Origin of the sequence: Sanyastnella coralliicola (assembly GCF_030845195.1) — a bacterium.
Classification (GTDB): Bacteria; Bacteroidota; Bacteroidia; order Flavobacteriales_D; family Sanyastnellaceae; genus Sanyastnella; species Sanyastnella coralliicola.
Genome location: NZ_CP132543.1, coordinates 1,806,058 through 1,817,275, shown reverse-complemented (window position 1 = coordinate 1,817,275; position 11,218 = coordinate 1,806,058). Strand labels below are relative to the sequence as shown.

General features: G+C 46.3%; 11 protein-coding genes. 5 read left to right on the top strand and 6 right to left on the bottom strand.

Features of this window, described 5'->3' with window-relative positions:
* Positions 1–23: 23 nt before the first annotated feature.
* Entirely contained in the window at positions 24–1,037 is a 1,014-nt protein-coding gene (gene tsaD, locus RA156_RS07675) for a tRNA (adenosine(37)-N6)-threonylcarbamoyltransferase complex transferase subunit TsaD (protein WP_306643986.1), read from the bottom strand.
* A gap of 171 nt (positions 1,038–1,208) precedes the next feature.
* Here tsaD and RA156_RS07670 point away from each other — a divergent pair, with 171 nt between their 5' ends.
* Positions 1,209–1,637, top strand: a complete 429-nt coding sequence (locus RA156_RS07670) for a hypothetical protein (protein WP_306643985.1) — start codon at positions 1,209–1,211, stop codon at positions 1,635–1,637.
* A gap of 53 nt (positions 1,638–1,690) precedes the next feature.
* On the opposite strand, the gene RA156_RS07665 is transcribed toward RA156_RS07670, so the two are convergent.
* Together RA156_RS07665 and RA156_RS07660 are read right to left on the bottom strand one after the other, a co-directional pair.
* Positions 1,691–2,110 (bottom strand): SRPBCC domain-containing protein, encoded by a 420-nt coding sequence (locus RA156_RS07665; RefSeq protein ID WP_306643984.1) that lies wholly within the window; start codon positions 2,108–2,110, stop codon positions 1,691–1,693.
* A 290-nt stretch (positions 2,111–2,400) separates the two neighbouring features.
* Entirely contained in the window at positions 2,401–3,921 is a 1,521-nt protein-coding gene (locus RA156_RS07660; RefSeq protein ID WP_306643983.1) for a DEAD/DEAH box helicase, read from the bottom strand.
* Between the two features lie 105 nt (positions 3,922–4,026).
* On the opposite strand from RA156_RS07660, the gene ung reads away from it, so the two are divergent.
* From ung to RA156_RS07640, 4 genes are read left to right on the top strand one after another with little or no spacing between them, the layout of a single operon-like run.
* A complete protein-coding gene (ung, locus tag RA156_RS07655; protein ID WP_306643982.1) occupies positions 4,027–4,689 on the top strand; it encodes a uracil-DNA glycosylase in 663 nt (220 codons plus the stop codon).
* 27 nt (positions 4,690–4,716) lie between these two features.
* The gene (locus tag RA156_RS07650) at positions 4,717–5,040 is read left to right on the top strand and encodes a hypothetical protein (protein ID WP_306643981.1); all 324 of its coding nucleotides are present in this window, start codon (positions 4,717–4,719) and stop codon (positions 5,038–5,040) included.
* 30 nt (positions 5,041–5,070) lie between these two features.
* A complete protein-coding gene (locus tag RA156_RS07645; protein WP_306643980.1) occupies positions 5,071–7,455 on the top strand; it encodes a TonB-dependent receptor in 2,385 nt (794 codons plus the stop codon).
* 19 nt (positions 7,456–7,474) lie between these two features.
* Positions 7,475–8,239: a DUF4625 domain-containing protein gene (locus tag RA156_RS07640; protein ID WP_306643979.1), complete on the top strand. Its 765-nt coding sequence runs from the start codon at positions 7,475–7,477 to the stop codon at positions 8,237–8,239.
* A gap of 159 nt (positions 8,240–8,398) precedes the next feature.
* Here the strand turns inward: RA156_RS07640 and RA156_RS07635 are convergent, their stop codons facing one another.
* Genes RA156_RS07635 through RA156_RS07625 form a run of 3 tightly spaced genes read right to left on the bottom strand, consistent with a single transcriptional unit; the run spans position 8,399 to position 11,201 of the window.
* Positions 8,399–8,710: a tetratricopeptide repeat protein gene (locus RA156_RS07635; RefSeq protein ID WP_306643978.1), complete on the bottom strand. Its 312-nt coding sequence runs from the start codon at positions 8,708–8,710 to the stop codon at positions 8,399–8,401.
* Positions 8,707–9,654, bottom strand: a complete 948-nt coding sequence (locus tag RA156_RS07630; RefSeq protein ID WP_306643977.1) for an ABC transporter ATP-binding protein — start codon at positions 9,652–9,654, stop codon at positions 8,707–8,709. The genes RA156_RS07635 and RA156_RS07630 overlap by 4 nt, the downstream gene beginning before the upstream one ends.
* Positions 9,651–11,201 carry an ABC transporter permease gene (locus RA156_RS07625; protein WP_306643976.1) on the bottom strand — a complete coding sequence of 517 codons (1,551 nt, stop codon included), beginning with the start codon at positions 11,199–11,201 and terminating at the stop codon, positions 9,651–9,653. The genes RA156_RS07630 and RA156_RS07625 overlap by 4 nt, the downstream gene beginning before the upstream one ends.
* Between the last annotated feature and the right edge of the window lie 17 nt (positions 11,202–11,218).

Here is an 11,218-nt window from a genome sequence, read left to right as displayed (position 1 = left end):
TACATGCAAGATTCTCGCCACAGTTAGAAAGTCCAACGGGCACTTGGGGCATTCCCTAGCGCGCCGTATTTCTCGGCTAGAAAGAGCTGGAGTCCGGCAATGCCAATCATGGCTGCATTGTCTGTGCAGTAGCTGAAGTCTGGGATAAAGGTTTTCCAATCGTTTTCGTCTCCTAATTCCTCGAAACGTCGACGTAATTCACTGTTTGCACTGACACCACCAGCAAGCGCAAGCGTAGTGATCTGTTGTTGCTCCGCCGCTTGTTTGAGGCGATTCAAGAGGATAGAAACAATGGTGTACTGCACAGAAGCGCAGATGTCGGCTAAGTTCTCTTTCACGAAATCAGGCTCTTTCTTTACGGCATCACGAAGAAAGTAGAGTACGGCTGTTTTCAAACCACTAAAGCTGAAGTTGAGCCCATCTGTCTTCGGATGTGAGAATTGAAAGCGCAATGGATCTCCGTCTTTGGCGTATTTGTCAATCAATGGCCCACCTGGATAAGGCAATCCCATAATCTTTGCAATCTTATCGAAGGCCTCTCCAGCCGCGTCATCGATGGTTTCTCCGATGACTTCCATTTGAGTCGTTTCGTGCACAACCACCAGTTGAGTATGTCCACCACTTACTGTCAAGCATAGCATTGGCAGTTCAGGAAGCGCAGCGTTCCCATCGTGGATAAAATGAGCCAAAATATGCGCATGCATGTGATGCACCTCAAGCAATGGAATATCTAGCGCCAACGCCAAACTCTTCGCAAAAGAAGCTCCCACGAGCAAGGATCCAAGCAAGCCTGGTCCGCGGGTATACGCAATGGCATCAAGCTCCTTCTTGTCAACGCCGGCCTTCACCAACGCAGCATTTACGACCGGTAGAATGTGCTTCTGATGCTCTCGACTAGCCAATTCAGGCACCACTCCGCCGTAGAGTTCGTGTACTTCTTGATTGGCCACCACATTGCTCAACACTTCGTTTCCGCGTAAAACAGCGGCAGAAGTATCGTCACAACTTGATTCAATGGCGAGGATGAGCGGTTGCATGGGGCAAAGATAGATTTATACCGGCTAAAGGCTAAAGGGCAAAATGGCGAAATGGCAAAGTGGCGAAATGGCTAAAGGTGGTACTAACGCCTATAGCCTAACGCCTAACGCCTGATGGGGTTGTGATCGTTTCGCGATGACCACACGTATTGAAAACCTCAACTTCGCGGTGTGAACCGAATCTATATCGTGTTGGTGGTGGTTTTAGCCTTGGCCTCTTGTAAGCAAGAAGGGTGTCGAGATATGGATGCAGTGAACTTTGATCCTGCGGTAGATGAGGATGATGGTTCGTGTTTGTTTGAGGGTAAGGTGGTCTTCTGGTACGATGAGGATGTGACATTCCCCTTGTTGGCGGATGGGGCAGAGGTACTTACGTTTTATGTGGATGACGCTGTGATTGGAACGCATATAGCTTCTGAATTCTGGGAATCAGCGCCTGGATGCGGGGAAGAGGGTTCGCTGAGCATGACGAAGTATTTGGGTGATGAACCGTACGCGACCTGTTTATACGAAGTGATTGATCAGGATGGTTTTATTCGCTGGACTGGCGAGTTTGGATTCTCGAAAGGGGAGTGCGTCTCGTTTGAGTTGGAGGAATAAAAAAATGGGAGCTTGCGCCCCCATTTCCTTGCTTAGTTCAACTCAACTACTCTCTATGCTTCACTAAATTCTTCTTCGAGCACAAATTGCTCGAGTGGTTCCCAGTACGTTTTTCGCCACGCTTCTGTTAACCAACCATCACATGACTCAGGTACTCCTAGTTGATTAAGGGAAATACGAGTTCCATCGTTTTCTAGTCGTTCTAGTGTAAGATCAACAATGGTGTAATGATTCTTCGGGAAACGGCGATGCGTCCATGCGAGGATGATGCGCTTGTTCTTTATCAATCGGATGAAATATCCTTGGTGATTGTTATTGCAGAACGCGAAGTTCCCACCTTCTCTAGCGTCGATCGTTGCCGACTTGTTTGTGAACGCCGAATGCGTGGTTTCGTCTAGAAGTAGGTCGTAAATATCTGATGGGCTGGCTTTTACCTCGACCACCTGAAAGATGTTTTCCGTCTTTAACTTCATAATCCAAAGGTTCGATTGTATCGAAGTTAGAAAACGATTTCAGGAATAACCAAGAAATAACGTTAAGCTTGTCCACAATTCGATGGGAACATTTTTCAAAGCCACGAATGAGGGGGAAGAGGGGGTGAATGTTCTTTTTGGGTGGACTGTGGACTGTGGACCGTGGACAGAGGGGACTCCGAATTGAATAAGACTTTCAGTATTCTGAATAGAAACAGGCTCGGACGGGTACCAAGTAAAATATCAGTCCACCGTCTACCGTCTACCGTCTAGCGTCTACCGTCCACCGTTTAGTACCCAAAATGGCGTCGCACTGAAGTCTCCAACTTACGTCGGTACTCCTGTTGAAGCCATGAAAGGTAGCTCTCTGTGGTCTTAGAGATACAGTAAGAGTAATGCTTCACGCGGTATTCAATGTCTTTCTCGAGAAGTTGAATCAATTCAAGGCCATCCCAAAGATCCTCACTGTTCTCTACCACCATGCGCTTGTGATCTTCGATGCAAGCATCAATCACCTCACGTGGACGAGCACCGTCTCTTGTTAGCTCTACGTACTTTTCCTTTACGTTGAAGGTGCCGATTTCAGAGTTCTTGAATTTCTCGCGAAGCTCTTTTGGCATTTCATAAACGAACTCCTTTTCAATCTCCTCGTCTGAGTAAAGACCGTCAATGAATGAGTTTGGAGCTCGGAAGATCTCTTGCCAGTTGATATGGCTATCCCACAATCCGAAACGACGTGCGTTGTTACCCAAGTCGATGATGTGGAAGTCTTTCTTTTTAGGCAGCACACGAGAACCACGTCCGATCATCTGGTGATACAGCGTCAATGACTTCGTAGCACGGTTTAGAATCACGGTACGAACTTCCGGTTCATCAAATCCAGTAGTTAGGATACTCACAGAAGATAGAATGGCATCTGGTTTCTCACGGAACCACGTTAGGATCTCTTCACGCTCTTTTTCAGAATGCGTATTATCTAAGTGTTTACACTCGTAGCCTGCCTCGTTGAACAAGGCATTGACTTGCTTCGAGGTATTGATTCCGTTGTTGAAGATCAACGTCTTAGTACCCTTGGCCTTTTCTTCATAAGCATAGAGTAGCTTCTCTTGCATGAAGTAGTTACCGTAGAGTCTCTCAGAAGACGAAACTGTGTAGTCACCGTTGATACCCACCTTCAATGAACGAAGGCTCACATCGTAGCTGTAGCTATGTGCCTTCGCAAGGAATCCACGTTCAACCAAGCTCTTGATCGACTCACCCACAATTAACTCATGGTAATTGTCTTTCAATGGAAGCTTGATGTTCGAACTAAGAGGAGTAGCAGTTACACCCAGAATGATCTGGTTCTCGAAGAACTTAAAGAGCTTTCTGAATGAGTTGTAGTGCGCCTCATCGACAATAACAAGTCCGAGGTCTTTCAACAAGATCTTCTCTTCGTTGAGTCGGTTGTTAAGCGTCTCCACCATCGCAACGAAACAAAGATGTTCATCTTCGTCTGGAAGGTCTTTGACCTTGCTGTTGATGATTTTGTTGCTGACACCGATATCGGCCAACATCTTAGAAGTTTGACCAAGAAGCTCGATACGGTGCGTCAGGATAAGCACCTTTTTATTCGTTTCTAGAATGAAACGCTTCGCAAGCTCAGAGAAGATAACCGTCTTTCCACCACCTGTTGGTAGCTGGAATGCTAGGTTGTAGTTATTAGGGTATTTGCGAAAACGCTCAAAGATCTGTTCGATCGCAAGTTCCTGATAATCATAAAGTTTCTTTCCTTCTGCTTTTCCAAGCTTTTCGATCAGCGCATTTACCATTCTGGTCCTCGAAAAAAAGTTGATTTGCAAAGATACCCACAATTAAACCGGGAAACCAAAGTTATCGAGGACCTTCCTACCTTTCGAAACAAAATTTCACATTCCATGAATGTACGGATCGAAGAAGGGTGGAAGGAAAAACTCCAGCAAGAGTTTGAAAAAGAGTACTTCACGAGCTTAACGGAGTTCATAAAGCAAGAGTATTCAACCACGCGCTGTTTTCCTCCAGGAAGTCAAATTTTTAGTGCCTTTGATCATTGTCACTTTGATAATGTCAAAGTCGTTATACTCGGACAAGACCCTTATATCCGTCCTGGACAGGCCAATGGAATGTGCTTTTCGGTAGCAGACGGCATCCAACATCCGCCATCGTTGCAGAACATCTTTAAAGAGATTAATGAGGACTTGGGCATTCCGGCTCCTGCCAGCGGCGACTTATCTCGTTGGGCTAAGCAAGGAGTTTTCCTTCTGAATGCGACACTTACAGTTAGGGAAGGACAGTCAGGAAGCCATCAAGGTCAAGGTTGGGAGCAATTCACTGATGCTGTGATACATGCCATTAATGACGGTTCTGATCACGTTGTATTTATGTTGTGGGGCAGTTTCGCACAAAAGAAGGCATCTTTTGTTGACCAAACGAAACACTTGGTATTGAAGGCGCCACACCCTTCACCACTGTCTGCCTACCGTGGGTTCTTTGGATGTAAGCACTTTTCAAAAGCCAACGCTTGGCTGGAGTCCAAAGGAAAAGGAAAAATTAACTGGTAGAAAGTAGGCTTACATTATCTTTGTCGCGTGAAAAAACTGTTTGCACAACTTATTGGAGTACTTGGGATCGGTCTGATCCTGCTCTCAGCTAGTTCGCTGACAGTTCACCATTTCCTGGATGACCATCACGGTCACCACCACCATCACCATGCAGATTGTGACGAACAAGACACGGAAGAAGAATGTCCAGTTTGTGAGTACGATTTTGCCATGGGGCTTCCGATTCAGCCGCATTCAGTAGAGACACTCGCTCTGCTTGAATATGTTGAGTGGAATGCAGTGGTTCCCGCTTTCGAGGGGAAGGAATTCTCATCTAACGTATTCTCAAGAGGGCCGCCGGTGATGCTGTAATTCAGCATATGCTAACTCAACCCTCATTTTATGATCAAATATCTCGTTTGGTCCTTGCTGTGTTTTATCGCAGTAGGGAGCACAGCGCAGGTAACGGTCTCTGGTCACGTTTATGATAATCGCACTCAAGAACCGTTAGCCTTCGCTACGATTGCTTTGGGTGATCAGATATTTAACGCTGACGCGGAAGGACATTGGTCGCTAAAAGCAAATCCCGGAGAATACGCTATCCGGATTACACATATTGGTTACGATTCACTCGTAGATTCTGTTGTTGTCGAATCCTCTTCGCTTCACCTTGACTTTGGCTTGCACGAAAGTTTGTCAGCCCTAGGAGAGGTGGTTGTAGCCGCGGATGGGGAAGAAGACAGCGAATATTTGCCTATGATCAAAGCAGAACTGCAGAAGATCTCAGAGATTCAAATCGTATACAGCAGTCCGAATGCCTCTGCACTCCTCGGAGAATTCCCTGGAGTTCGGAGCATCAAAACAGGATCAAATGCTGGCCAACCTTCGGTGCGTGGTTTATATGGCGCACGGATTGGATTCGTGGTTGATGGACTCCCATTGCAATTCCAGCAGTGGGGAGACGATCACGGACTCGGTGTGGATTCTTGGCAGTTAGAAAGAGTGTCTTTGGTGAAAGGAGGCAGTGCGCTTACCTATGGCCCACGCGCTTCCGCAGGTGCAATTACAGTTTCACCAAATCCGATGCTTGATTCCTCAGGGGTGGCGGTCAATGTCTTCTCCCGCTTCAGCAGCGTGAATGATCAGTTCGAATATGGAGGTGCATTGAATTGGCGCTTCAGCAAGTTTCAATTAGATGTTACCGCAGGTGTACGACAGAACGACAATCTGAAGGTACCTGCTGAGTCATTTGAGTATTTGTCAAGAAGGTTGCCAATTCTGAACGGACAACTTAAAAACACGGATGGGAAGAGTATCTCAGGTCAAGCCAGACTACGTTGGGTAAACAAGAAAGGCGGTGGGAGAATCACCTACCGAGGTTACTATGATCGCTATGGTCTATTCCCAGGCATTATTGGCATTCCCGATGTAAACGACTTAAGAGAAGAATCCGAATCAAGGCTGGATGATCTTCCGTCAATGGATATTCAATCGCACTCCATAGTCTACCGTGGCTTTAGAGAGCTATCTCCTGGGAAGGAGCTCGTTTTCATTGGAGCCTTGCAACAAATTGATCGCTTAGAACTTGGAGAACCACATAGCCATGGGAATGCTCCTGTGCCAGACTCTGAAATTGCTTTGTCGATTCAGACACAGACAGCAAGTAGCTCTGTTTTTTGGCGAAAGCGAGCGGGGAATTACAAGTTGAATACAGGTTTCCAAATTGAGCTGAACGAAGAACAAACCAGCGGATATGAGCATTTGGTGCCATCTTCTAACTATTGGCAAGCCGGTGCTTTCGCTGCAGTCAATGAATATAAGATTGGGAAATACGAATTGTCTGCCGGCTGGCGATTGGATGCTTCTCAGGTGAACGTAGATGGGTTCACTGAACCTGTTTACAATGAGGTTCAAGAGATTGTAGGTTCCAATACCCGCAGTATCGAAGTAGATCAAACCTGGGTGATCTGGGGTGCGAATCTTTTGATTACACGCAAGTACGATGCCCACAGAGATCTTCAAGTACAATTGGCTAAAACATCGAGATTCCCAACAGCTTACGAACTATCTGCGAACGGTATCCACCACGGTACATTCCGTCATGAGAAAGGCAATTCTTCGATCAAGCCAGAGAATGGCTACCAGGCTGATGCTCAATGGAGATATTTCGGAGGCATGAACTCATTTAGTGCTGCAGGATTTGCTGGAGCATACCGCAATTTCATTTACCTGAAACCAGCTGCCGAGTTCAGTGAACTTCCTGAGGCAGGTCAGCTGTACAAATTCGATGCAGCTAGAGTATTCAGGTATGGGGGAGAATTTAATTACACGCAATCTATTCTTAAACGAAAAGTTGACCTCAGCCAAGATCTAGAGTTAGTATATGCATATCGATTAGATGATGGATTGGCCTTGCCTTTCACACCTCCAGTACGTTCACGAACGAGTGTCGTGTACCACTGGATCGAAAGAACCAATCCAAACCGTCTTGATTTCCGCGCTAGCGCTACCTATACCGCCGCGCAAAATCAAGTTGCTAGAAACGAAGAGAGAACAAGTGACTACTTACTGTGGGACGTTGCCATCATTGGTTGTATCGCGGAAAGAATCACTGAGAGTGATGTCAAAAAGAAGAAGTACGGACAAGACTACTATATCGAAGCGGCCTTTTCTGTCAACAACTTATTTGACCGGAAATACATCGACCATCTCAGTCGATACAACCTGCTCGACCTCCCAGAGGCCGGACGAAATTTCAGCATCTCATTGAGGGGCTATTTCAATTAATCGTGGAAATCAAATTATCATGAAAATCAATAACATTCTATTTGTACTATTCATCGGTCTAACGCTGGCTGCTTGTAAAAACGAAACTGACGAGGAGAACCCAGTAATTAGCGCTGTACGTATCAATGGAACGACGGTGACGTCAAACGCAGTAATTGAAGCTGGAACAGACATGACACTTCAAATCAATATGACTGACAACGACGAGCTAAATCAGTTAAAAATCGACCTTCACCCGAACGAAGACGGACACTCACATGAAGAAGAAGGTGGAGAAGAAGCTGATGGAGAATGGGAAGTACTGTCAATCATCAACCTTGAAGGTACAAGCGATACTTACTCAAACACATATAGCGTGCCTACAAACGCGCGTGGTGAATGGCACCTGCTTGTTGACGTACTTGACAAAGAAGGAAACGAGTCTACTCAAGTATTCGTTGACATCGACGTTGAGAACGACATCATTCCATTGATCGAAGTAACGTCTGTAAACGGAGCAGAGGTTGATGATGAAATCGACGCTGCAGAAGGAGATGTGTTGATGTTCCAAGGTACCATCTCTGATGCTTCAGGATTGGCTGACGCTCACATCGAAATCCTAGACGAAGACGGAAACCTTCTTGTTGAAGAAGAACTAGCCGTAGGTGGTGCAACATCATTCGACATGAATGGTGCAAGCATTACAGTTCCTGCATTCGCTACTGATCACCTCGAACTTCACATTCACGCTGAAGACAACGATGGTCATGAGGATGAGTGGAGTGTAGAGCTGCATAACGACTAAACAGGCCTATGGCCTAAGGCTTATGGCTTAAGGTTCCTTGAGCCCTTGCTTTAATAAGTACTTAATATTGAATCGTAAGAAGTGCATTGAATAGACTCGACTAGAGTTCATTATTCACTAATTACGATTCAGTATTTATTAATTGAATGAGCCTAACGCCTACTCCTCAAGTTCCCAAATAGCTTCGTCTATCTCGGCTTTTGTTTTGAGATCGCGTTGCTTCCCTGCCAAATCGCTGCCTTTGTGGTAGATCGCTAGCGCTTGATCATCATGACCAAGTTTCTCTAGCAGTTGGCCCAAATGATAATAGGTAGGGAGATAGTCGGGAAACGAATCAATTAAGTGCTCGAAGGTAATTCGGGCACTTTTTTTATCGTCTTCTCTGAGCTGTTCAAGCGCTAATCCGTAATGCAAAAAAGGGTCATTCGGATCATCTTTGAGCATCTGTTCTATGAGCTCCTTTCGATTCATCGGTTACTTACCTTCAGTTGATTCTCTTCGCTAGCGCGGAATCGGATAGTGTTACCAGGTGCGTGCGCCGTATTGCTGCAAACCACCCATTCTTGATTGTTGGATGAAGCTATGAGGAGGTATTGCTCTCCTTGAAAAAGGCATTGCTTTACTTCTCCTTGATGTGCTCCTTGATCATCTACTCGCACATGCTCTGCACGAATGATAGTGCAAGCATCGTTATGCTCTTGCACTACATTATACGGACCTAAAAGTCCAGCGACATAACGATCGCTTGGAGTTCGGTAAATATCTTCAGGAGAGGCAGATTGGCGAATCTCACCATCTTTTAGAATCACCACTTTGTCAGCAATAGCTAAAGCATCTTTGGTGTCGTGTGTCACAAAGATGGCGCTGATGGATTGCTTCTTTAGAATCTCTTTCAATTCCGTTCTAAAACTGAACTTCAGCGATTCATCAATGTTGCTGAACGGCTCATCCAACAAAAGCAGCTTCGGTCGAGCAGCTAGCGCACGAGCGATGGCAACACGCTGTTGCTGTCCTCCACTGAGTTGGTCTGGTTTACGAGACTCCATGCCTTCGAGGCCAACAGCCTTTAGCCAGGCGCGTATGTCGGTACTATCGCCTTTCTTTTGTGCGAGCTTCAGGTTCTTTTCCACCGTTAGGTGAGGGAACAAGGCATAGTCTTGGAATACCAAGCCAATATCACGATGCTCTGGTAATATGAAGGTAGAATCATCAGCCAATGCATCACCCGCAATGTGAATCGCTCCTTTTTTTGGTCGTTCAAAACCAGCGATCAAACGCAACATCGTTGTCTTTCCGCTTCCGCTTTCTCCAAGGAGCGATAAGATCTGTCCTTCCTCCATTTGGAAAGAACAGTCGAACAAGACTTGATGACGCCCATAGGCGTGGTCGATATGATCTATGTGGAGGTAACTCATGGTTTCCGCATCAAGCGATTGAGCAAAAGTACCGGAATCAATCCAACTAGAATAACTGACAATGAAGGAAGGGCTGCTTGATAGAGTAACTCGTCATCAGCATATTCGAAAGCCTTGGTGGCCAGGGTGTCAAAGTTGAACGGACGTAAAATCAACGTCAATGGAAGCTCCTTGAGAATATCAATCGCAACCAGTGACGCTGCGATCAGCACGCCTTTCCGCGATAGCGGGATAAATAGATCTTTAAGTAAAGCCCAGCTATTCTTGCCAAGACTTCTGCCAGCCTCGAATAGTCTTCCTGATCTTTTCTCAGCCTCAGCATTGAGTGGTTGATACGCAACACCAGAGAAACGCACGGCATAAGCGAAGACCAACATGAGGATGGAACCTTGCAAGGTCAAACCATCGAAGAATGCACGGTCAAATGAAATGGCAACGGCTGAGACACCAATAGCAATGATAGCGCCTGGAATGGCGTATCCCATGGAGATACTTTTCCCAATCCAAAATGTGAATCGTCCGCGAACGAGTTGTCTAACGAACTGTGTGATGAGTACCAATAAGAGCACAGTTAACGCTCCAGCGATTCCGGTAATCAGGCTGTTAGTTGTCAAGCCGAACCATTCGCTGACGGCACGAGAACGTTTGGCGAAGCTGAAAAGCCAAAGCAGATAACCCACAGGTGCTACGAAAGCGATAAAGAAGATGAACCCACAAAATGCACTCGCTAGTGAAGACTTCCAACCACTAAGAACAGTAGGGGGAGAGGAACGAGAACGGTGTGATTCCGTAACGCGATGCTTTCTGTGGAAACGTGACTCCAATACAGCAAGTACCCCAACGATGGCAAATAACATGAGCGCCAATTGGATGGCGCCGTTTTTATCGCCTAAACTGAACCACTGGGTGAAGATGGCCGTGGTGAAAGTGGGTACACCGAAGTACTTCATGGCGCCGTAGTCGTTCAGCACCTCCATCATCACCAAGAACACTCCGCCGGCAATGGCAGGAGAAAGTAACGGGAGCAATACCTTGAAGAATCGTTGTGTGGAGCTGAGTCCGAGCGACCGTGCACTTTCATAATACGACGCGAAGCGGCTTTGCAACGCGACACGGGTGGTACTGAAAACATAAGGATATAAAACCAGCGACAAGACAATCACCAAGCCCCAAGGGTTCATAATATTCAAGTACCAGCCATCTGAGAAGGTCATCGATAGTTGATGCAGTGGACCAGTGTATTCGAAGATGCCATGGAATACATAGGCCGCGATGTAGCTTGGGATGGCTAGTGGCATCAACAAGGCCCATCGGAAGAAACGTGCACCGGGGAACTGGTAATTCGTAACAAGCAATGCAAGGGAAACACCTAGTACACAGGTTAGTCCGCCAACACCGAGGATGAGGCCAATAGAATTTGAAATCCACTCGGTTAGTCCCGGACTATCGAGAATAGACCATTGGTTCGAAGTTTCTTCTCCGAAAGTAGAAGAGAGCAAGAAAAAGAAGGGCAGAAGCATCAACACTGCAACCAGTGTTGACACCACTACCCAAGGGATTCTTT